19 protein-coding genes are annotated in these 20,480 nt (G+C 71.9%); 8 read left to right on the top strand and 11 right to left on the bottom strand.

Annotation, left to right across the window (positions count from 1 at the left end; genetic code table 11):
* Positions 1-84: 84 nt before the first annotated feature.
* A complete protein-coding gene (locus tag K7B10_RS29095) occupies positions 85-1,071 on the bottom strand; it encodes an ADP-ribosylglycohydrolase family protein (RefSeq protein ID WP_308284643.1) in 987 nt (328 codons plus the stop codon).
* A gap of 280 nt (positions 1,072-1,351) precedes the next feature.
* Here K7B10_RS29095 and K7B10_RS29100 point away from each other — a divergent pair, with 280 nt between their 5' ends.
* From K7B10_RS29100 to K7B10_RS29115, 4 genes are all read left to right on the top strand, one after another.
* Positions 1,352-2,083 (top strand): VIT1/CCC1 transporter family protein, encoded by a 732-nt coding sequence (locus tag K7B10_RS29100; RefSeq protein WP_229340546.1) that lies wholly within the window; start codon positions 1,352-1,354, stop codon positions 2,081-2,083.
* 343 nt (positions 2,084-2,426) lie between these two features.
* Complete coding sequence (gene gltB, locus K7B10_RS29105) at positions 2,427-6,983, top strand: glutamate synthase large subunit (RefSeq protein ID WP_229345492.1); 4,557 nt, start codon at positions 2,427-2,429, stop codon at positions 6,981-6,983.
* The gene (locus K7B10_RS29110; RefSeq protein WP_229340548.1) at positions 6,976-8,436 is read left to right on the top strand and encodes a glutamate synthase subunit beta; all 1,461 of its coding nucleotides are present in this window, start codon (positions 6,976-6,978) and stop codon (positions 8,434-8,436) included. Before gltB ends, K7B10_RS29110 begins: the two co-directional genes overlap by 8 nt.
* Positions 8,437-9,490: 1,054 nt before the next feature.
* Positions 9,491-10,774, top strand: coding sequence for a DUF1906 domain-containing protein (locus K7B10_RS29115; protein WP_229340550.1), 1,284 nt, complete (start codon positions 9,491-9,493; stop codon positions 10,772-10,774).
* Here the strand turns inward: K7B10_RS29115 and K7B10_RS29120 are convergent.
* From K7B10_RS29120 to K7B10_RS29155, 8 genes are all read right to left on the bottom strand, one after another.
* Entirely contained in the window at positions 10,771-11,457 is a 687-nt protein-coding gene (locus K7B10_RS29120; protein ID WP_229340552.1) for a contact-dependent growth inhibition system immunity protein, read from the bottom strand. The two genes, K7B10_RS29115 and K7B10_RS29120, sit on opposite strands and share 4 nt — an antisense overlap.
* A gap of 12 nt (positions 11,458-11,469) precedes the next feature.
* On the bottom strand, positions 11,470-11,769 hold the full coding sequence (locus tag K7B10_RS29125; protein WP_229340554.1) for an RNase A-like domain-containing protein: 300 nt from the start codon (positions 11,767-11,769) through the stop codon (positions 11,470-11,472).
* A gap of 27 nt (positions 11,770-11,796) precedes the next feature.
* Positions 11,797-12,381 (bottom strand): hypothetical protein, encoded by a 585-nt coding sequence (locus K7B10_RS29130; RefSeq protein WP_229340556.1) that lies wholly within the window; start codon positions 12,379-12,381, stop codon positions 11,797-11,799.
* An 11-nt stretch (positions 12,382-12,392) separates the two neighbouring features.
* Positions 12,393-14,093 carry an RNase A-like domain-containing protein gene (locus K7B10_RS29135; RefSeq protein ID WP_229340558.1) on the bottom strand — a complete coding sequence of 567 codons (1,701 nt, stop codon included), beginning with the start codon at positions 14,091-14,093 and terminating at the stop codon, positions 12,393-12,395.
* Positions 14,093-14,398, bottom strand: coding sequence for a WXG100 family type VII secretion target (locus tag K7B10_RS29140; RefSeq protein ID WP_229340560.1), 306 nt, complete (start codon positions 14,396-14,398; stop codon positions 14,093-14,095). Before K7B10_RS29140 ends, K7B10_RS29135 begins: the two co-directional genes overlap by 1 nt.
* Positions 14,399-14,424: 26 nt before the next feature.
* Positions 14,425-14,856, bottom strand: a complete 432-nt coding sequence (locus tag K7B10_RS29145) for a WXG100 family type VII secretion target (RefSeq protein ID WP_229340562.1) — start codon at positions 14,854-14,856, stop codon at positions 14,425-14,427.
* Between the two features lie 101 nt (positions 14,857-14,957).
* Positions 14,958-15,494, bottom strand: a complete 537-nt coding sequence (locus tag K7B10_RS29150; RefSeq protein WP_229340564.1) for a pyridoxamine 5'-phosphate oxidase family protein — start codon at positions 15,492-15,494, stop codon at positions 14,958-14,960.
* A gap of 36 nt (positions 15,495-15,530) precedes the next feature.
* Complete coding sequence (locus K7B10_RS29155; RefSeq protein ID WP_229340566.1) at positions 15,531-16,259, bottom strand: VWA domain-containing protein; 729 nt, start codon at positions 16,257-16,259, stop codon at positions 15,531-15,533.
* A 160-nt stretch (positions 16,260-16,419) separates the two neighbouring features.
* On the opposite strand from K7B10_RS29155, the gene K7B10_RS29160 reads away from it, so the two are divergent.
* Both K7B10_RS29160 and K7B10_RS29165 read left to right on the top strand, forming a co-directional pair.
* Positions 16,420-17,145: a glucose 1-dehydrogenase gene (locus K7B10_RS29160; protein ID WP_229340567.1), complete on the top strand. Its 726-nt coding sequence runs from the start codon at positions 16,420-16,422 to the stop codon at positions 17,143-17,145.
* The gene (locus K7B10_RS29165) at positions 17,142-18,101 is read left to right on the top strand and encodes an alpha/beta hydrolase (RefSeq protein WP_229340569.1); all 960 of its coding nucleotides are present in this window, start codon (positions 17,142-17,144) and stop codon (positions 18,099-18,101) included. The genes K7B10_RS29160 and K7B10_RS29165 overlap by 4 nt, the downstream gene beginning before the upstream one ends.
* Positions 18,102-18,196: 95 nt before the next feature.
* Here K7B10_RS29165 and K7B10_RS29170 read toward each other — a convergent pair whose 3' ends face one another.
* On the bottom strand, positions 18,197-19,096 hold the full coding sequence (locus K7B10_RS29170; protein WP_229340571.1) for an NAD(P)H-binding protein: 900 nt from the start codon (positions 19,094-19,096) through the stop codon (positions 18,197-18,199).
* On the bottom strand, positions 19,096-19,533 hold the full coding sequence (locus tag K7B10_RS29175; RefSeq protein WP_229345494.1) for a nuclear transport factor 2 family protein: 438 nt from the start codon (positions 19,531-19,533) through the stop codon (positions 19,096-19,098). The genes K7B10_RS29170 and K7B10_RS29175 overlap by 1 nt, the downstream gene beginning before the upstream one ends.
* 153 nt (positions 19,534-19,686) lie before the next feature.
* Here K7B10_RS29175 and K7B10_RS29180 point away from each other — a divergent pair, with 153 nt between their 5' ends.
* Entirely contained in the window at positions 19,687-20,013 is a 327-nt protein-coding gene (locus K7B10_RS29180; RefSeq protein ID WP_229340573.1) for a hypothetical protein, read from the top strand.
* A 49-nt stretch (positions 20,014-20,062) separates the two neighbouring features.
* Positions 20,063-20,431, top strand: coding sequence for a hypothetical protein (locus tag K7B10_RS29185; RefSeq protein ID WP_229340575.1), 369 nt, complete (start codon positions 20,063-20,065; stop codon positions 20,429-20,431).
* Positions 20,432-20,480 lie beyond the last annotated feature (49 nt).

Below are 20,480 nucleotides of genomic sequence, written 5' to 3' on the forward strand. Positions count from 1 at the left end.
GCGCGGCCCCCGCGGGGGCGGTGGGCGCCGGCGCGGCCGGCGCGGGCTCGGCCACCTGCGGGTTCGGGGGGACGGCGGGGGGCGTCACCGGGGGGTCTCGGATTCCGGGGTGAGGAGGTCCGCGATGTCCAGGACGTGGTAGCCGCGCATGGAGGGGAGGCAGCTGCCGCGGACCGGGCCGATGGCCTTGGCCCACTGCTCCGGGATCGCGGCGACGCCCGACAGCGCGCCGGAGAGGGCGCCGGCGACCGCCGCCGTGGTGTCCGCGTCCCGGCCCATGTTGACCGCCGTCAGGACCGAGGAGGTGAAGTCGCCGCCGCAGGCGGCGAAGGCGCCGAAGGCCAGGCCGACCGCCTCCGGGGCCAGGTCGGTCCAGGGGTAGCCGCCGATCACCACGGCGGAGCGTACGGCCCGTTCGCCGCGCGGGGCCGCCGTCACCGCCCGGCGCAGGGAGCGGGCCGTCCAGGAGTCGGACGGGATGACGGACAGGGCCGCCGAGATGACGGAGGCGGGCGAGCCGCCCGCCATGGCCGCCGCGACGCCAGCCGCGACCGCCTGGCCGCCGTAGATGCCCTCGCCGTCGTGGCTGACCGAGCCGTCGATGGCGACGAGCCGCGCCGCTTCCGCCGGGCGGCCGGCCGCGAAGACCCCGAAGGGGGCCGCCCGCATCGCCAGCCCGTCCGACCAGGCGTGCCGGTGCTGGGCGGAGATGGGGGCGGCGAGGCCCCGGCGGAGGTTCTCCAGCGTGCCGCGTTCGCTGAAGCCCGCCCCGCGGAACGGTCCCTCGTCGAGGTCGGCGATCCAGTGGTGCCAGGCCCGCTCGACGTGGGAGACGGTCAGCGCGGACCCGTGGCGGGCCAGCAGCAGCCCCGAGAAGATCGCGTACTCGGTGTCGTCGGTGCCCGCCGGGTCGTCCGAGACGAAGCCCTCGATGCGGCCCCATTTCGCCCTGATCTCCGAGGGCTTCATGTTCTCGGCGGGGGCGCCGAGTGCGTCACCCGTCGCGAGGCCCAGAAGAGCGCCCCTGGCCCGTTCGAGGAGGACCTGCGGATTGCATGCAATCAGCTTCATCGGCTCCATGGCGCGCCTCTCCCACTGTGGATGGGGCTCATCATGAGCCCATGGGGGATTTGTGCCATGGCATGCGGTTTGTCGCTTGCCGCGAAACACCCCGCCCAGGCCCCCGTCACCCGGTCGCCGACCCGCGAAACCCCAGGTAAGTACGGCCTTCCTTGCTGGCGGGCGGCAGAAATCGTGCGTAGTTTCGAGGTGTTCCGGGGGAGTGGGTCCCTGCGTGTCGCGCAGGGCGTGGTTCCGCGTACCCGCTCGTACAAAAGGGGAGGAATCCATCATGTCCATCATCGACATCGAAGCGCCGCTGCACACCGCGCACCGCGACAACCACACCCACCGCGACGTCAACGGCGGATGGCTGCGACCTGCCGTGTTCGGGGCGATGGACGGGCTGGTCTCCAACCTCGCGCTGATGACCGGTGTGGCCGGCGGCGCCGTCGCGACGCAGACCATCGTGATCACCGGGCTGGCGGGCCTCGCGGCCGGAGCCTTCTCGATGGCGGCCGGCGAGTACACCTCCGTCGCCTCGCAGCGCGAGCTGGTCCTCGCCGAACTTGACATAGAACGGACGCAGTTGCGAAAGCACCCCGTCGGCGAGATGGAGGAGCTGGCCGAGCTGTACGTCTCGCGCGGGGTCGAGCCGTCGCTCGCCCGCGAGGTCGCCATGCAGCTGTCCCGGGACCCCGAGCAGGCGCTGGAGATCCACGCCCGCGAGGAGCTCGGGATCGACCCGGACGACCTGCCGTCGCCGATGGTCGCCGCGGTCTCGTCCTTCGGCTCCTTCGCGCTGGGCGCGCTGCTGCCCGTACTGCCGTACCTGCTCGGTGCCACGTCCCTGTGGCCGGCGGTGCTGCTCGCCCTGGTGGGGCTCTTCGCCTGCGGCGCGGTCGTCTCCCGGGTCACCGCGCGGAGCTGGTGGTACAGCGGTCTGCGGCAGCTGCTGCTGGGCGGCGCGGCGGCGGGTGTGACGTACGTCCTGGGAACCTGGATCGGCGGAGCCGTAGGCTGACGGCGCAACCAGTGAGACACTATGCAGCCCGCAGCATAAGTAGTCCGTTACTCGGCGGTTTCGATCCCGTGTCCGCCGGGCATCAGACGAGGGCGCCGCGCGCCGGGCAACGATGCCCACCCGCTGCGGAAGTCTCCACATTCTGCTTCGCGCAGTGTCCGCATGGTGAAACGCCGTATCCGCTTCTCGGGATTGCCGTCATCATGTAACCTGCACGAAATTTCGCAGAGGGCCAACGTCGTCCCTCGGCTATGACACATATGCCGCTACGACGACGGGAGAGCCGATGCGTTCCGCATCCACGCACTCCGCGACCGGCCTCAGCACCACCGCCTGGTCGCCCATGGACGGTCGCCCCGCCCCCCAGGGCATGTACGACCCGCGCAACGAGCGCGACGCCTGCGGCGTCGGCTTTGTGGCCAACCTCAGCGGCGAGGCCAGCCACACGCTGGTCGAGCAGGCGCTGACCGTATTGCGGAACCTCGAGCACCGAGGCGCCACCGGATCCGAGCCCGACTCGGGCGACGGCGCCGGAATCCTCTCCCAGGTCCCCGACGCGTTCCTGCGCGAGGTGGCCGGATTCGAGCTCCCCGAGGCCGGCGCCTACGCCGTCGGCATCGCCTTCCTCCCCGCCGACGGCACCGCACAGGCCGTCGCCGTGGAGCGGATCGAGGCCATCGCCGCCGAGGAGGACCTGACGGTCCTCGGCTGGCGCGAGGTCCCGGTCACCCCGGACCTGCTCGGCAACGGCGCCCGCGCCACCATGCCGGCCTTCTCCCAGATCTTCGTCGCCGACGGCGAGAGCACGGACGTCGCGCTCGACCGCAAGGCGTTCGTGCTGCGCAAGCGCGCCGAGCGCGAGGCCGGGGTCTACTTCCCGTCGCTCTCCGCGCGCACCATCGTCTACAAGGGCATGCTGACCACCGGCCAGCTGGAGCCCTTCTTCCCGGACCTCTCCGACCGCCGCTTCGCCTCGACGCTGGCCCTGGTCCACTCGCGGTTCTCGACGAACACCTTCCCGTCCTGGCCGCTGGCCCACCCGTACCGCTTCGTCGCGCACAACGGCGAGATCAACACGGTCAAGGGCAACCGCAACTGGATGAAGGCCCGCGAGTCCCAGCTGGCATCCGACGTCTTCGGCGACGGCGCGCTGGAGCGGATCTTCCCGATCTGCACCCCGGACGCCTCCGACTCGGCCTCCTTCGACGAGGTCCTGGAGCTCCTGCACCTCGGCGGCCGCTCGCTGCCCCACGCCGTGCTGATGATGATCCCGGAGGCGTGGGAGAACCACACCTCCATGGACCCGGCCCGCCGCGCGTTCTACCAGTACCACTCCACGCTGATGGAGCCCTGGGACGGCCCGGCCTGCGTCACCTTCACCGACGGCACCCAGGTCGGCGCGGTCCTCGACCGCAACGGTCTGCGCCCCGGCCGCTACTGGGTCACCGACGACGGCCTCGTCGTCCTCTCCTCCGAGGTCGGCGTCCTCGACATCGACCCGGCCAAGGTCGTCCGCAAGGGACGCCTCCAGCCCGGCAAGATGTTCCTCGTCGACACCGCCCAGAAGCGGATCATCGAGGACGACGAGATCAAGGCCGGTCTGGCCGCCGCCGCGCCCTACGCGGACTGGCTGGAGTCCGGCGAGATCGAGCTGACGGACCTGCCCGAGCGCGAGCACATCGTCCACACCCACGCCTCGGTCACCCGCCGCCAGCAGACCTTCGGCTACACCGAGGAAGAGCTGCGCGTCATCCTCGCGCCCATGGCCCGCACCGGCGGCGAGCCGCTCGGCTCCATGGGCACGGACTCCCCGATCGCGGCCCTGTCCGAGCGCCCCCGGCTGCTCTTCGACTACTTCACGCAGCTCTTCGCTCAGGTCACCAACCCGCCGCTGGACGCCATCCGCGAGGAGCTCGTCACCTCGCTGCTGTCCTCGCTGGGCCCGCAGGGCAACCTGCTGGACCCGACCGCGGCGTCCTGCCGCAGCGTCACCCTGCCCTTCCCGGTGATCGACAACGACGAGCTGGCCAAGCTCATCCACGTCAACGCCGACGGCGACATGCCGGGCATGAAGGCCGCCACCCTCTCGGGCCTCTACCGGGTCTCCGGCGGCGGCGAGGCGCTGGCCGCCCGCCTGGAGGAGATCCGCGGCGAGGTCGACGCGGCCATCGCGGGCGGCGCCCACCTGATCGTCCTCTCGGACCGCCACTCGGACGCCGAGCACGCGCCGATCCCGTCGCTGCTGCTCACCTCCGCCGTGCACCACCACCTCATCGCCACCAAGCAGCGCACCCAGGTGGGCCTGCTGGTCGAGGCCGGCGACGTCCGCGAGGTCCACCACGTCGCGCTGCTCATCGGCTACGGCGCCGCCGCCGTGAACCCGTACCTCGCCATGGAGTCCGTCGAGGACCTGCTGCGCGCCGGTACGTTCCTGTCCGGCCTGGAGCCGGAGCAGGCCATCCGGAACCTGATCTACGCGCTCGGCAAGGGCGTCCTGAAGGTCATGTCCAAGATGGGCATCTCCACCGTCGCCTCCTACCGCGGCGCCCAGGTCTTCGAGGCCGTCGGCCTGAACGAGGAGTTCGTCGGGGCGTACTTCCAGGGCACCGCCACCAAGATCGGCGGCGCCGGCCTGGACGTCATCGCCAAGGAGGTGGCCGCGCGCCACGCCAAGGCGTACCCGGCCTCCGGCATCGCGGCCACGCACCGCGCGCTGGAGATCGGCGGCGAGTACCAGTGGCGCCGCGAGGGCGAGCCGCACCTGTTCGACCCGGAGACGGTCTTCCGCCTCCAGCACGCCACCCGCAACCGCCGCTACGACATCTTCAAGAAGTACACGGACCGGGTGAACGAGCAGTCCGAGCGCCTGATGACGCTCCGCGGGCTCTTCGGCTTCAAGGGCGCCGAGGACGGGGGCCGCCCCTCGATCTCCATCGACGAGGTCGAGTCGGTCGCCGACATCGTCAAGCGCTTCTCCACCGGCGCCATGTCCTACGGCTCCATCTCCCGCGAGGCGCACGAGACCCTCGCCATCGCCATGAACCAGCTGGGCGGCAAGTCCAACACCGGTGAGGGCGGCGAGGACCCGGACCGCCTGTACGACCCGGCACGGCGCTCGTCGATCAAGCAGGTCGCCTCCGGCCGCTTCGGCGTCACGAGCGAGTACCTGGTCAACGCGGACGACATCCAGATCAAGATGGCGCAGGGCGCCAAGCCCGGCGAGGGCGGCCAGCTGCCCGGCCACAAGGTCTACCCGTGGGTCGCCAAGACCCGCCACTCCACCCCGGGCGTCGGCCTGATCTCCCCGCCGCCGCACCACGACATCTACTCCATCGAGGACCTGGCTCAGCTGATCCACGACCTCAAGAACGCCAACCCGGCCGCGCGCATCCACGTGAAGCTGGTGTCGGAAGTCGGCGTCGGCACCGTCGCCGCGGGTGTCTCCAAGGCCCACGCGGACGTCGTCCTCATCTCCGGCCACGACGGCGGTACGGGCGCCTCGCCGCTCACCTCGCTGAAGCACGCGGGCGGTCCCTGGGAGCTCGGCCTCGCCGAGACCCAGCAGACCCTGCTGCTCAACGGGCTGCGCGACCGCATCGTCGTCCAGACCGACGGCCAGCTCAAGACCGGCCGCGACGTGGTCATCGCCGCGCTCCTCGGCGCCGAGGAGTTCGGTTTCGCGACCGCCCCGCTCGTCGTCTCCGGCTGCATCATGATGCGGGTCTGCCACCTGGACACCTGCCCGGTCGGCATCGCCACCCAGAACCCGGTCCTGCGCGACCGCTTCTCCGGCAAGCCCGAGTTCGTCGTGAACTTCTTCGAGTTCATCGCCGAGGAGGTCCGCGAGATCCTGGCCGAGCTGGGCTTCCGCACGATCGAGGAGGCCGTCGGCCACGCCGAGCTCCTCGACACCAGCAAGGCCGTCACGCACTGGAAGGCGCAGGGCCTCGACCTGGAGCCCCTCTTCCACGTGCCGGCTCTGCCCGAGGGCGCGGTCCGCCACGCCCTCATCGAGCAGGACCACGGTCTGGAGAAGGCCCTCGACAACGAGCTCATCAAGCTCGCGGCCGACGCGCTGAACGCCGAGACCGCCGAGGCCGCCCAGCCGGTCCGCGCGCAGGTCGCCATACGGAACATCAACCGGACCGTCGGCACCATGCTCGGCCACGAGGTCACCAAGAAGTTCGGCGGTGCGGGCCTGCCCGAGAACACCATCGACCTGACCTTCACCGGTTCCGCCGGCCAGTCCTTCGGCGCCTTCCTGCCGCGCGGTGTGACGCTGCGCCTGGAGGGCGACGCCAACGACTACGTCGGCAAGGGCCTGTCGGGCGGCCGGGTCGTGGTCCGCCCGGACCGCGGCGCCGACCACCTCGCCGAGTACTCGACCATCGCCGGCAACACCATCGGCTACGGCGCCACCGGCGGCGAGATGTTCCTGCGCGGCCGCACCGGCGAGCGCTTCTGCGTCCGCAACTCCGGCGCCCTGGTCGTCTCGGAGGGCGTGGGCGACCACGGCTGCGAGTACATGACCGGCGGTACGGCCGTCGTCCTCGGCGAGACCGGCCGCAACTTCGCGGCGGGCATGTCGGGCGGCGTCGCGTACGTCATCGACCTCGACCCGCACAACGTCAACGTCGGCAACACCGGGGCGGTCGAGACCGTCCTGGCCGACACCGACAAGCAGTGGCTGCACGATGTGGTGCGCCGCCACGAGGAGGAGACCGGCTCGACCGTGGCCGCGAAGCTCCTGGCTGACTGGGACGCCGCGGCGGCCCGCTTCAGCAAGATCATCCCGACCACGTACAAGGCAGTGCTCGCCGCCAAGGACGCCGCTGAGCTGGCCGGACTCTCCGAGTCCGAGACCACGGAGAAGATGATGGAGGCGGCGACCAATGGCTGACCCGAAGGGCTTCCTCACCACCCCGCGCGAGACCGCCTGTTCCCGTCCGGTCGCCGACCGGCTGAAGGACTGGAACGAGGTCTACGTCCCGGGCTCGCTGCTCCCGATCATCAGCAAGCAGGCCGGCCGCTGCATGGACTGCGGCATCCCGTTCTGCCACAACGGGTGCCCGCTCGGGAACCTGATCCCGGAGTGGAACGACTTCGCGTACCGCGAGGACTGGTCGGCGGCGTCGGAGCGGCTGCACGCCACGAACAACTTCCCGGAGTTCACCGGGCGGCTGTGCCCCGCTCCGTGCGAGTCGGCGTGCGTGCTCGGCATCAACCAGCCGGCCGTCACCATCAAGAACGTCGAAGTCTCGATCATCGACAAGGCGTGGGACAACGGCAACGTCACCCCGCAGCCTCCGGAGCGGCTGTCCGGCAAGACGGCGGCCGTCATCGGCTCGGGCCCGGCCGGTCTGGCCGCGGCCCAGCAGCTGACCAGGGCCGGGCACACCGTGGTGGTGTACGAGCGCGCGGACCGCATCGGCGGTCTGCTGCGGTACGGCATCCCCGAGTTCAAGATGGAGAAGGTGCACATCAACCGGCGCATCGAGCAGATGCGCGCGGAGGGCACCAAGTTCCGTACGGGCGTGGAGATCGGCCGCGACCTGGACGCCGGACAGCTGCGCAAGCGGTTCGACGCGGTCGTCATCGCGGCGGGCGCCACGGTCTCGCGCGACCTGCCGGTGCCGGGGCGCGAGCTGCGCGGGATCCACTTCGCGATGGAGTACCTCCCCCTCGCGAACAAGGTCCAGGAGGGCGACTTCGTGGCGCCCCCCATCACGGCCGAGGGCAAGCACGTGGTCGTCATCGGCGGCGGCGACACGGGCGCGGACTGCGTGGGCACGGCCCACCGCCAGGGCGCGGCCTCGGTGACGCAGCTGGAGATCATGCCCCGGCCGTCGGAGGACCGGCCCACGGGCCAGCCGTGGCCGACCTTCCCGATGCTCTACAAGGTCACCTCGGCGCACGAGGAGGGCGGCGAGCGGATCTACTCGGTCTCCACCACCCACTTCGAGGGCGACGAGGACGGCAACGTCCAGGCGCTGCACCTGGTCGAGGTGGAGTTCAAGGACGGCAAGCTGGAGCAGAAGCCGGGCACCGAGCGGGTCCTCCCGGCCCAGCTGGTCACCCTGGCGATGGGGTTCACCGGCACCGACCAGGCCAACGGGCTGGTCCAGCAGTTCGGCCTGGAGCTGGACGCCCGCGGCAACATCGACCGCGACGCCTCCTACGCGACCAACGTGGACGGCGTCTTCGTGGCCGGCGACGCCGGCCGCGGCCAGTCGCTGATCGTCTGGGCGATCGCGGAGGGCCGCTCGGCGGCCCGAGGCGTGGACCGCTACCTGACGGGCACGAGCGCCCTCCCGTACCCCGTCAAGCCGACGGACCGCTCGCTGATGGTGTAACCGGCATCCCCTCCCCCTCGGGGGAGGACCCTTCCCTCCGGGGAGGACCCCTCATACGGTCCGTACAACGGTGTGCGGAACTCTGACACTGCGCCCGCCATGGCTCCTTCCGGACGCCGTGCTCGCACCGCTCGGCCGCTGGCGGCCTCTCGGGCTTCGCCCGGCTGCGCCGGCCTCCGACCGGCGGCGCGGGGCCCGCGGTCACCGGCAGTACCCCTCCCCTCGGGGAGGCCCCTCATACGGTCCGCACAACGGTGTGCGGAACTCTGACACTGCGCCCGCCATGGCTCCTTCCGGACGCCGTGCTCGCACCGCTCGGCCGCTGGCGGCCTCTCGGGCTTCGCCCGGCTGCGCCGGCCTCCGACCGGCGGCGCGGGGCCCGCGGTCACCGGCAGTACCCCTCCCCTCGGGGAGGCCCCTCATACGGTCCGCACAACGGTGTGCGGAACTCTGACACTGCGCCCGCCATGTCCCCGACCAGGGATGGCGGGCGCTGTGGCGTTTTGGGGGCTACTCGGGCTGGGTGACCGTGGCGCCCAGTGGGTGGTCGGGGTCGAGGCGTTCGCCCATGCGCCGAAGCCGCCCTGGAGGCCGGTGCCGAGGGGGACGGTGACCCGGGCCGGGTCGGTCTCGGGGCAGTCGACCGCGAAGGGGGCAGGGTCGCGGTCCGGGTGGTTGTCGAAGGGGAAGGCCACCTCGATGGTGCCGCCGCCAGGGTCAGGGCGAGTGCCGGGGCCCGGGCCGCCAGGCGGTCGTGCCCTTCTTCGTGTCGTCCCCCAGGTCGTCGTGTCGTCCGCCGTCGGACAGCCGCGACGCTACCCGGCGCTACTGATGATCCGCCTGAGTACGCGTACTCACCCGCACGGTCCCCTGCGGGATCCGGCCGTACGGGTCGACCGCGCGCCGGACGCACGCGCTGACGGGCCCGGGCCCGTTTCACTCGTGCAGGTGACGCACGCCGACCGGCCTGGCGGGGGCGGACTGGGCCGGACGGGCCAACTGTGCTCGGGGCGCGCGCAGTTCACGGGGCCGGAGTCTGGTACCCATCTGGATCATGGTCCCCATCCGAACCCTGCTGAGCGGCCTGCTCGGCGCCGCCGCCCTGCTGATTCCCGTCCATCCCTCCACGGCCGCCGAGGACGGCCGGACCGTCGAGTACCGCGGGATGCGGGTCGTCGTGCCCGGGGAGTGGCGGGTCGTCGACCTGGAGCGGGATCCCGGTGCCTGTCTGCGGCTGGACCTGCCGACGCTGTACCTCGGGCACGCCGGCACGCAGGGCCGGTGCACCGGTCGGGCCGTGCAGCGACGGGCCGACACCCTGCACCTGGAGCCGCTGGAGGGGGCTCCGGCGCGGGCCGACATCCCGACCCTGACGGTCGACGGGGCCGGCGGGATCCCCGAGGCGGAGGGGGACAGCCGCGAGGTGAGGTACGCCCTGCGCGGGTCCGGGGTGATGGCCACGGTCTCGTACGGGGGCGCGTCCGACGCCGTACGGGACGTGCTCGCGCGGGCCGGTGGCCGGGCCTCCGGCCGTGGCGCCTCCGTCGATTCCGCCTCCGCCGTAGCCGGTCCGAAGCCCGTACGGGCCCAGCAGCCCATCACCGGCGCCGGCTTCGACACCTGCACCGCACCGACCCAGGACGCCATGGACAGCTGGCGGTCCGCATCCCCCTTCGGCGCCGTCGGCATCTACATCGGCGGCCGCGCCCGCGCCTGCGCCCAGCCCCGGCTCACCGCCGGATGGGTCCGCCGGCAGGCGGAGGCGGGCTGGCACCTGATGCCGCTCTGGGTCGGCCCGCAGCCCTGGGACAACCCCGCCACCGGCCTGTCCACCGACCCCTCCCGGGCGGACCAGGAGGGCATCGCCGCCGCCGAGGGCGCCGTCAGGGCGGCCCGGTCCCTGGGCCTGGCCGAGGGCACGGTGCTCTACAACGACCTGGAGAACTACACGGACCGCACCACCTGGGACCCGCCGGTCGTCGCGTACCTCACCGCCTGGACGGTCCGCCTGCACGAGCTCGGCTACCGCGCCGGCGCCTACGTCGCCGCGAGCTCCGGCGCCAAGGCCCTGAACGAGCACCACGACCAGGCCCCGGAAGCCATGCCCGACGTGCTGTGGGTGGCCTCCTGGAACGGCAAGGCCTCGGTCGCCGACGCCGACACGGGCCTGCCGGCCGGCACGCACCGCTGGTCCGGCCGCCGCCGCGCCCACCAGTACCGCGGCGACCACGACGCCACGTACGCCGGGGTGACCATCAACATCGACCGCAGCTGGATCGACGTCGACCCCCCGGCCCTGGGCGGCCCCGCCCCGGGCCGGCGCCCCCTCTTCAGCTAGCCGGGTCCTCTGGGTGTATTCGGCGCGGGCCCGGCCAGTTGTCCGGCCACGACGGTCAGCCAGCCGCTCGGCGAGTAGGGGGCCGGCGGGTCGACCTCCATGCCCAGTTCGGCGACGCCCACCGCGTAGTCGACCTCCTCCAGGCCGAGGGCCAGCAGTTCGCGCACCTCACCCACGAGGCGCGCCACGACGGTCGGGTCCGCCGATTCGGCGAAGTCGCGGACGGCGGCGTCGTGGTCGTCGAACTCCTCGGGCATGTCCTGCGAGAACCAGCCGCCCAGGAACTGGCCGAGCTCGGGGAAGCGGGCATACCACTCCCAGTGCGTCTGGGGCAGGGCCGACGGGGGCGGGACCCGGCCGTCCTCGACGCTCTGCTTGATGTGGTCGGCGAGCAGCACCAGCCACTGCTGGATTTCAGCCTCGGGCAGGCCGATGTCCGGGACCGGGTAGAACTCGCCAAGGCGGTGCCGCAGTCGGCCGGGCGGGTTCTGGGCGTAGGTGCGCAGCTGTTGTTCGGCGACCGACAGGGCCCAGGGCCGGGTGTGCCAGGTGTGGCGAAGGTAGGCGGTGAGGGCCTGACCGGGCCGCTCGGGGGTGTCGTCAGCGGCAAGGCCGACGTACGCGCTGATCACCTGGTCGAGCTCACCGTAACGGCGGTCGAACTCCAGGGGCTTCATGGGCATGGATCCGTGCCTCTACACGTAGATGGGGAAGGTGCCGTGCACGACGAAGCCGAGCGGGCTCGCGGGCTCCCGCCGGAGCACCACCCGAGCGGCACGCACGTCCACGGCCCCGCGCCCGGCGAGCGCCATGGCCTGGATCAGGACGCGGCCGACCGGTTCCTCGCGAGAGGGCCAGGCGGCTTCTATGGTGAGCCGGGGGCGGGTGCCCTGGGCCAGCCAGCGGTGGATTGCCTGCTCGTTGCGGGTGACGACCTGCTGGGCGGCCCACCGGGCGGTTTCCCGGTCGGGGTATGTGGCGGATCTGGTGAGCATGTGGTCTTCCCGGTTCGGCGGATCGGATCAGACGTTCTGGAAGTTCCAGAACACCGCGACTTCGTGGTCGTTCACGGCGATCAGACCGGCGTCCCATTCGTACTGGCTGAAGGAGTCGCAACTCCTGGAAGACTGCTTGTAGAAATCGGGATTCTCACCCTGCCACCCGAGGTTGGTGTAGAAGCGGGTGCCGTCCGGGAAGCGCGAGAGGATCGCATCGGCGCGACGTTCCCGCTCCGGCCGGTGTTCCTCCCAGCCCGCGGTCCGGGAGACGTCCGTACCGCTCGCCGCGACAGCGAGCAGGACGAGCAGCGACCGTACCGAGGACCGGGGGAGTTCGTCCGCCCTGGCCCGGTACCGGTCCGCGTCCGCAGCGGTGGCAGGCGTATCCAGCCACGGGAACAGCGGATCGTCGAGACGCTCCTCCTCACCCTCGAAGGGATCGACCGATTCCCAGCCCCGAGGGTCCCGGGTCTCGAGACGCATGATCGCGCCCACGTCGAGCCACCATTCGTGGTGCCCGCGCGGGGCGACGCCGACGAACGTGCAGACCCACTCGTACAGCCTGAGGGCCTCCGACCACGTCTGCCTGTCGAGCCGGCCTTCTTGCATGTCTCGCTCCATCATTCGGGTGCCGAGGTGTAGACGACGAACGGCGGGTTCAGGTTCGCGTCGTACTTCAGACGCGTGGTCACACCGCGCGTGTCCTGGGCAGGCTTCACCGTTCCGGTGGTGGTGTCCACCGCGACGGTACGGCCGGTGAGGGCCGGCGCGCTGAGCGGGCCCTCGGCCTGTACCGAGGGGATTCCGATGACCAGATCCTTCGGGGGCGGCGGGTTCTTCAGCCAGTTCTGGATCTCCGGGGTGTTGTGCCGGATGTTGTACTGCGTATATTTCTGCGCCGCGTCCAGATCGGTGAAGGACGAGGCGGTGAGGATATTGAACTTCCCGTTCTCGCGCTGCTCGTCCCTGATCCGCTGCAGGAGCTGTTCGTCCGTCTTGCCGACGTGCTTGTCGATGGTGTGGGCGCCGTTCAGTCCTTCGTTCGTCGCCAGGTCCAGCGAGTACATGTACGGGAAGGGGCTCTCCCCGCCGATCTGCCAGCTGTGTTCCTTCTTGAACTCATTGAGCGAGCGGGCACCGAAGCCCTGGGCGCGGGCGATTTCCGCCTGGTAGGTCGGAGCGCTCGTGATCGCGATCTCGAGTTCCGGGAGCAAGGCCTTGAGCTTGCCCGCAGCCTCGGTGAACTCCGTGTGGTAGGTCTCGACCGCCGCGTTGCATCCCTGTTTGTCCATGTGGGAGCGGAAGGAGAGCACGATCCGGCCGACGATCCCGCCGACCGCCATCTTGGTCAGGTTCGTCACGCTCAGGTCGGTGAGGTCCGACGCGGTGGCCTTCGCGGCGTTGATCCCGGCCTGGGTCGTGAACTTCCGCGTCTTCTCGCCGACGTCGGACACGTGATCCAGAACGGCCGCGACCTCGTCCGCCGTCTTCTTCAGGACGTCGACGATGGGGCGTCGCCCGGATGGCGGGAGGTCCTTGGTGGAACGCCAGTGGCGGCCCGTCTGGCTCCGGTTCCCTTCCGTGTCCAGCTGCCGGCCCCACGCCGTGGTGCCCCAGATGGTCTGGCCGAAGGTCCGCATGGCCGTCTGCCACTCGCCCTTGTCCTTCGGGTCGGTGATTCCGGCGATGGCGGAGTTGAAGTCGTCCGAGGCCTTCGCGGCCTCGGAACCGACCGCCTTCCACGCCTTGGCCATGTCCCGGACCTCGTCGTCCTTGATGCCCGGGGTGATCTCGTGGACCTTGCCGAGACGGAGGCCGTGCTCGATGGCGGGCCTGATGACGTCCGCGACGAGGTCGGGGAACTCGCCGACGACGCCGGAGATCCACCAGGAATCGACGTCCTCACCGGTGCCTGTCCATTTGATGGGGTTGACGGGTCCGTAGCGTGGCGGCTTGTTGATGACCACCGGCTCCGGTTGCCGGGCCGGCTGCGCTCCTTTTCGGCCGCCGGCCTCCCATTCGGCCAGTACGTAGTGGTTGGCGGTGTGGTTCAGGCCGACGGACGCTCCGCCGACACTGACCACGCTGCGGCCCCACGCTTCGAGGAACTTCGCGGTCACTTCCATGTAGGCGTCCGCGAACGCGTCCGCGCCCCGGCCGGTCCCGGCGGACTGGTTGTACTTGTTCAGCACGTCGACCAGGACGGACGCCCGCTCGGCATGCGCGAATTGGGCTTCCTTCACCAGATCGGCCGCATGGTGCACGTGCACCGGCTGGACGTCGAAGCCGCCGTTCGCCGCGGGAGAGAGCGGCGTGCCCATCAGGCGGCCCCCCAGCCGCGCAGGACGGCCCGGTGCGCGGAGGCGTAGGCGAGGTGGCCGTTCACGACGATGTCGTGCAGCCATGCCTGGGCGGCCTGCAGGTCCTGGGCGGACCGGTCCCACTTGTCGAGTTGATCGACGAAGGTCTGGCGGGCCTCGCCGTCCCAGCCGAGAACGGCCTTCTCGACGCGCCGGTAGAGCACGTCGAGCTGTTCGTTGAGTGTTTTGAGGATCTCTTCGAGATCCTCGGCCGCACTCTGCAGCGTCGCGAAGTCGACCGATATGTGGTCGCCGCTCGGCGACATGTATCCCCCCGGTGCCTCTGGTGCCGTTACAGATCGGCTATGCGGCTGTGCTTGCCCGGCTGTGGCGCGGCCATGGTGTTCGGCGTGGACAGCGCGTCGGCCTCCGCCTGGATGTCCACGTGGGACTGGAGCCGTCTGAAGTCGTCCAGGATTTCGAGCTCCTGCGCCGAGAACCCGTCCTTGCTCAGGCGGATCGCCTTGGCCAGGAGCTTCATGGTCTGCCGGATGCGGACGGCGTCCTCGGCGGCGGCCCGGTGCTTGGCCCGGTACGCCTCGGAGGCCGGTCCGCGCCAGCGCGCCTCGATGCCGTCCACGATCTCGTCCATGCGCAGAAGCTGCTTCTTCAGTACTTCCTGCATCGTGTCGAGGTCGCCGGCGAGGGCCTTGAGCTTGTCGCCGTTGACGGCCAGGTCTGCTTCCGTACCGGCCGAACCCGCCGCGCCCAATGGAGCGTTCATGCTCCCCCTCCCCCGTGGGCCGCTACAAGGTCATCTGTTCGACCGTAGCAAATGTGCATGATGGGCGGACGTCGCCGACCGGCTCCCGAGGCACTATTCGGTCAGCCGGCCGGGGTGCCGGTGGCCTGCGCGGGCGGGTCCTCGCGCGGGGGTTCGTCGTCGTTGCCGCGGCGGAGGGTGCGGAGGCCGTGGGCCGGGGTCCAGGTGCGGACCACGAGGTCGTCGCCGTCGATGCCGATGTGCACCACCTCCGTCAGGTCCGCGTGGAAGAGGTGGAAGGGGTGCGGGGTCTCCGTCTCCTCCGCGTACCGGTGCAGCTCGGGCGGGTCCAGCAGCTCGATCGCGCGCCCGGAGATCCGTACGTCCCCGTCCGGCATCTCCTCGCCCGCGCCGGGGTTGGTGTGCAGGGCGAAGCGCGGGTCGCGCTGCAGGTCCTTGGCCTTCATCGAGTCCGGCATCATCCCGAGCCACAGCTCGCCGCCGCGGATGTCGACGTTCAGCCCGGCCAGCCGCGGGGAGCCGTCCTTGCGGAGCGTGCCGAGGACGTGGTGCGGGTACTGCGCGAAGCGGGCCCGGACTGCCGCCGCGAATTCCGGTTCCTGATCCTCGAACAGCGCCCAGTTGTTGATGGTCGTCATACGCCCATCAAAGCGCGTGGCACCGGCGGTCGCCGTTCAGGCGCGCACGATGCCGGCCGCGCGGGCCGCCTCCAGCCAGGACGGGAACTCCATGACCAGGCGGTCGAACAGCACCGGGTCCGGGACCTCCCGCGGGTCCGGGCCGGCGTGGAAGTACCCGGCGTTGTCCACCACCCGCCGCTCCGGCACGGGCAGTTCGTCCAGCCGCCGCAGGAAGTCGAACTGCGTGCTGTGCGTCTGGCCGAAGCCGACGAACTGCCAGAACAGCGGGAGCCGGGCCGCCTTGCACAGGTACCGCTCCGCCGCGTGCTTGTTGATCGGACCGCCGTCCGTCTGGAAGACGACCAGCGCCGGATCGGCCGCCCCGGAGTCCAGGTAGTGGTCGATCACCGCGTCCATCGCCGCTTCGTACGCCGTCTTGCCCATGTGGCCCAGCCGGGAGGCGATCTCGGCGATCCGCCCCCGGTGCGCGGCGAGCGGTATCTCCTCCACCGCGTCGACCTCGGTCGAGAAGAACACCGCCGGTACGCGGCCGTCGTCGTCGAGGTGGGCCGAGAGGCCCAGTACCCGGTCGGCGAAGGCCTGGACCGTGCCGTCCCGGTAGTACGGGCGCATCGATCCCGAGTGGTCCAGGACCAGGTACACCGCGGCGCGCACGCCCTCCATGCCGTGCTTGCGCAGCGAGATCCCGGCGCTCTTGTAGAGGCTCACGAGCGCCGGAGCGGTCGCTTCCATCGTGCGGAGGTCGATCGCGCTGCCCGTCATGGCCCGAGGGTACGTGGGTCACCGGCCTCCGGACCGGTGATCCCGCCATCGTGCGCGGCCGCATCTCCCGCGCTCCGCACCGGATTTCGGGCCGTCCCTTCCTTCCTCCGTATATGACTGATAGGGGTATTTCTATTAGGCCTATTGAGGGGGTGGGCGGGTGGTCTCGCTGGACGGGAAGGTCGTCGTCATCACGGGCGCCGGGCGCGGGCAGGGCGCGGCCGGCGCCCGGCTGTGCGCGGAGGCCGGCGCGCGGGTGGTCGTCACGGACGTACGGGAAGAGGAGGGCCGGGCGGTCGCGTCCTCGCTCGGGGACCAGGGGCTGTACGTACGGCACGACGTGGCCGAAGCGGGCGGCTGGGCCGAGGTCGTACAGGAGGCCGTACGGGCCTTCGGCACGATATCGGCGCTGGTCAACAACGCGGCGCTGTGGCGCACGGCCCACGTGGAGCGGCAGCGGCCCGAGGAGTTCGAGGCGCTGCTGCGGGTGAACCTGCTGGGGCCGTTCCTCGGCATCCGGGCCGTGGCGCCGGTGCTGAGGGGAGCCGGGGGCGGCTCGATCGTGAACGTCTCCTCCACGGCCGGACTGGTCGGCATCCCGGGCCACGCGGCCTACGGGTCGACCAAGTTCGGGCTGCGCGGGCTGACCCGGTCGGCCGCGCTGGACCTGGCGGGGGACCGGATCCGGATCAACTCGGTGCATCCGGGGGCGATCGACACGCCGATGGTGTCGGCGGTCGCCGGGCAGGACTGGTCGCACGTGCCGCTCGGGCGGATGGGGCGGCCTGAAGAGGTCGGGGAGCTGGTGCTGTTCCTGTGCTCGGACGCCTCCTCGTACGTGACGGGCTCCGAGTTCACGGTGGACGGGGGGATGACGGCGCGGTGAGCGACTCCTTGTCCCCCGGGGCCCGGGCGCTGTGCGATGCGATGGCGGCGGCGTTCCCGGGGCCGGGGGACGTGACGGCCCTCAGGGCGGCGGCGGTGGGCGGCCGGTCGGCGGGACCGGGGGTGGCCTCGGTCCGCGACGGCGAGGCCGACGGGGTCCCGGTCCGGGTCTACGACCCCGCGCCGGGCTCCACGGGCCGGCCGCTGGTGGTGTTCTTCCACGGCGGCGGCTGGGTGATGTGCGGGCTCGGCACGCACGACGCGACGTGCCGGTCGCTGGCCGCGGGGTCGGGCGCGGTGGTGGTCTCCGCCGACTACCGCCTCGCCCCCGAGCACCCCTGGCCGGCGGCCACGGACGACGCGCTGACCGTACTGCTGTGGGCGAGGGCGCAGGCGGCCGCACTGGGCTGCGACCCGGGCCGGGTGGTGGTGGCGGGGGACTCCAGCGGGGGCAACCTGGCGACGGTGACCGCGCTGCGGGCGCCGGAGCCGGTGGCGGGCCAACTGCTGGTGTACCCGCCGCTGGACGCGGCCGCGGCGATGGGCACGGCCACGCCCACGGGCACGGCTGCCGAGACCGAGACCGAGACCGGGACCACGGCCACGGCCACGGCTGTGGCGACCGGGTCCGCAGCCGCGTACGGGGAGGGCCACTTCCACACCGCGGCACACATGGCCTGGTACTGGGAGCAGTACGGCGGCGACCCCGCGCACCCCCACGTCTCGCCGCTGCGCGCCCCCGACCTGTCGGGACTGCCACGGACGCTGCTGGTGCTGGCGGACTGCGATCCGCTGCGGGACGAGGGCCTCGCGTACGCGCGCCGGCTGGGCGCGGCGGGGGTGGACTGCGCGGTCCACCTGTACCCGGGGGTCTTCCACGGTTTCCTGGGCCTCCCGCTCCCGGCCGGCCGGACGGCGCTGGCGGCCGCCGCGGCCTGGCTGAGGTCCACGCGATAGCGGCGGGGCGGGGCAGGGCGGCGGTCGCGGGGCAGGGCGGCGGTCGCGGGGCAGTCGGGACTTTGCGGACACCTCCCACCGCGGGGCGTCCGGTCCTACCGCGAGGCGTCCGGCGCCGCGTGCGCGGCCGGCCTCCGCAGCGGCAGCTCCCGTTCGGCGACGGCCCGGAAGCCGTGGGGCGGGCGGCCGGTGAGCCGCTCGACGGTGTCGGTCGTACGGTCCTCCGCACCCTCGGCGATGGCGCGGTCCATGCCGGCCAGCATCGCGGCGAACTCCGCGGGGATGGCCGCGGCCAGCCGCTCCCGCAGGGCGTCGTACGTCAGGTGGTGGTGGACCACCCGGCGTCCGGTGACCTCGGTGAGGATCGCGGCGATGTCGTCGTGGCCGAGGGCTTCCGGGCCGGTCAGGACCAGGTCGGCGTCGGGTGCGCGGTCGTCGGTGAGGGCCCGTACGGCGACGGCGGCGATGTCGTCGGCGTCGACGAAGCCGACCCGGCCCGTCCCGGCCGCGGTCAGGATGGTCCCGTGGGCGCGGATGCTGTCGGCGTGGGCGTGCGTGCCGGTGAAGTTCTGCATGAACCAGGAGGGGCGCAGGACCGCCCACTCGTCGAACAGGCCGGGCAGGGCGCGGTGCACGGCCCCCACCGCCGGGCCGCCCGCGGGGATGGCAGAGGAGCTGAGGAGTACGGCGCGGCGAACGCCGCCGGCGCGGGCCCGCTCCAGGAAGGGCAGCATGACGGCGGCCGGATCGGGGTCGCCGACGGGCGGGACCAGGTAGACGCGGTCGGCGCCGGTGAGGGCGTCGCCGTGCGTGGCGGGGTCGTACCAGTCGAAGCGGACCGGCTCGGCGCCCGGGAGCGGGGTGGCGGTGCGGCCGGCGGCCTTCACGCGCCGGCCGGCGGCGACCAGCTGCGCGGTGGTGCGGCTGCCGGTGGTCCCGGTGGCGCCGATGACCAGGATGGTGCCGGGGGCGGTACCGGGCACGGTGCCGGGCATCAGGCGGCGCTCCGGGTGTCGACCGCGGAGAAGTCCAGCCCCGGTTCGCGGACGGAGAGGGGGTTCCAGTAGTCGCGGTACGAGGCGAACCGCCCGTCCTGGACGGTCACGACGGCGATGTACGTCACGTCGAAGGGGCTCCCGGTCGCGACGACGCGGCCCACGCCGCGCATCTCGGCCACGATCGTCGCGGGGTCGGCGGTCTCGTGGATGCGCAGGTCGGGGAAGTCGTGCAGGTCGATGTGGTCGGGGTAGTCGCGCATGTACGCGGCGATGGCCGCCCGCCCCTCCAGCCGCCCGGGCCAGCCGGGGGGAGCGAACGGGAACTCCATGGAGCCGTGCTCGGACCACAGGCCGACCCAGGAGGCGATGTCCTTGTCGAGGAGCAGGCGCAGGCCGTGGCGGTAGAGCTCCGCGGGGGAGGAGGGAGCGGGCACCGGCGGGGGTGAGGTGCGTTCGGGCATGGCGGCTCTCCGTTCGCGCTTATTCGGACCGACGGTCCGTTTCGCTTGCCCGAAGATACGGACCGTCGGTCCGCATTGCAACCGGAGGGGTGTCGGCGGCCGGAGTGCGGCGGGCATGATGTGCTCATGTCGATGTTGCTCCGCAACCTGCTCGTCCTGGCAGTGGAGTTCGGCGCCGCGCTGCTGCTGCGCGCGCCGGACGCCCCGTGGATCCCGGTGCTGCTGGCCGTCTTCGTCGTCGGCTCAGGCGTCCTGCACGGCACGGACGCCGAGTTCACACCCCGCTTCCTCGTCGCACTGATCGCGGTGGGCGTCGCGGAACTGGGCAGCCGGGCCTGGGCCTCACCGGACGCCTTTCAGGCGGCCGGGACCGGGGCGGCGATCCTGCTGGCCGTCCAGACGCTGATCCTGGTCCGCTACTCCCTGCGGCGCCCCGGCCGCCGCCCCGCCTGAGCGAAACCCGCTGGTCGGCACTGTGTGGCCGCGTCTAGGGTCGGGCCTCATGTCCACGACGACCCCGAACGCGAACGCGAACACCACCACGCTGTGGCGCCCGACGGGCCCCGTCGAGCTCGACCTCGTCGCCGCGCTCGACTGGCGGGCCTGGCCGCCGCGGCTGCCCGAGCAGCCGATCTTCTACCCCGTCCTCAACGAGGAGTACGCGATCCGCATCGCCCGCGACTGGAACGTCAAGCACGACGGAGCCGGCTTCGTGACGCGCTTCGAGGTGGACACCGAGTTCCTGGCCCGGTACCCGGTCCGGCGGGCGGGCGGGGAGACGATCCTGGAACTGTGGGTGCCGGCGGAGGAGCTGGACGAGTTCAACGCGCACATCGCGGGCCGGATCGAGGTCGTGCGCGAGTACCGCTGAACCGGGTGCCGGGTGCCGGGTGCCGGGCGCGGAACCGGTCGCCGGGCGC

Source organism: Streptomyces flavotricini (assembly GCF_020639365.1).
Classification (GTDB): Bacteria; Actinomycetota; Actinomycetes; order Streptomycetales; family Streptomycetaceae; genus Streptomyces; species Streptomyces flavotricini.

Excerpts from the sequence above, each read along its gene's own strand:
- K7B10_RS29130 (WP_229340556.1), bottom strand. The coding sequence starts at position 12,381 with ATGCAAGAAGGCCGGCTCGACAGGCAGACGTGGTCGGAGGCCCTCAGG.
- K7B10_RS29115 (WP_229340550.1), top strand. The coding sequence starts at position 9,491 with ATGGTCCCCATCCGAACCCTGCTGAGCGGCCTGCTCGGCGCCGCCGCC.
- K7B10_RS29120 (WP_229340552.1), bottom strand. The coding sequence starts at position 11,457 with ATGCCCATGAAGCCCCTGGAGTTCGACCGCCGTTACGGTGAGCTCGAC.
- K7B10_RS29185 (WP_229340575.1), top strand. The coding sequence starts at position 20,063 with ATGTCCACGACGACCCCGAACGCGAACGCGAACACCACCACGCTGTGG.
- K7B10_RS29150 (WP_229340564.1), bottom strand. The coding sequence starts at position 15,494 with ATGACGACCATCAACAACTGGGCGCTGTTCGAGGATCAGGAACCGGAA.
- K7B10_RS29125 (WP_229340554.1), bottom strand. The coding sequence starts at position 11,769 with ATGCTCACCAGATCCGCCACATACCCCGACCGGGAAACCGCCCGGTGG.
- K7B10_RS29145 (WP_229340562.1), bottom strand. The coding sequence starts at position 14,856 with ATGAACGCTCCATTGGGCGCGGCGGGTTCGGCCGGTACGGAAGCAGAC.
- K7B10_RS29100 (WP_229340546.1), top strand. The coding sequence starts at position 1,352 with ATGTCCATCATCGACATCGAAGCGCCGCTGCACACCGCGCACCGCGAC.
- K7B10_RS29180 (WP_229340573.1), top strand. The coding sequence starts at position 19,687 with ATGTCGATGTTGCTCCGCAACCTGCTCGTCCTGGCAGTGGAGTTCGGC.
- gltB (WP_229345492.1), top strand. The coding sequence starts at position 2,427 with ATGGACGGTCGCCCCGCCCCCCAGGGCATGTACGACCCGCGCAACGAG.
- K7B10_RS29135 (WP_229340558.1), bottom strand. The coding sequence starts at position 14,093 with ATGGGCACGCCGCTCTCTCCCGCGGCGAACGGCGGCTTCGACGTCCAG.
- K7B10_RS29140 (WP_229340560.1), bottom strand. The coding sequence starts at position 14,398 with ATGTCGCCGAGCGGCGACCACATATCGGTCGACTTCGCGACGCTGCAG.
- K7B10_RS29110 (WP_229340548.1), top strand. The coding sequence starts at position 6,976 with ATGGCTGACCCGAAGGGCTTCCTCACCACCCCGCGCGAGACCGCCTGT.
- K7B10_RS29155 (WP_229340566.1), bottom strand. The coding sequence starts at position 16,259 with ATGACGGGCAGCGCGATCGACCTCCGCACGATGGAAGCGACCGCTCCG.
- K7B10_RS29170 (WP_229340571.1), bottom strand. The coding sequence starts at position 19,096 with ATGCCCGGCACCGTGCCCGGTACCGCCCCCGGCACCATCCTGGTCATC.
- K7B10_RS29095 (WP_308284643.1), bottom strand. The coding sequence starts at position 1,071 with ATGAAGCTGATTGCATGCAATCCGCAGGTCCTCCTCGAACGGGCCAGG.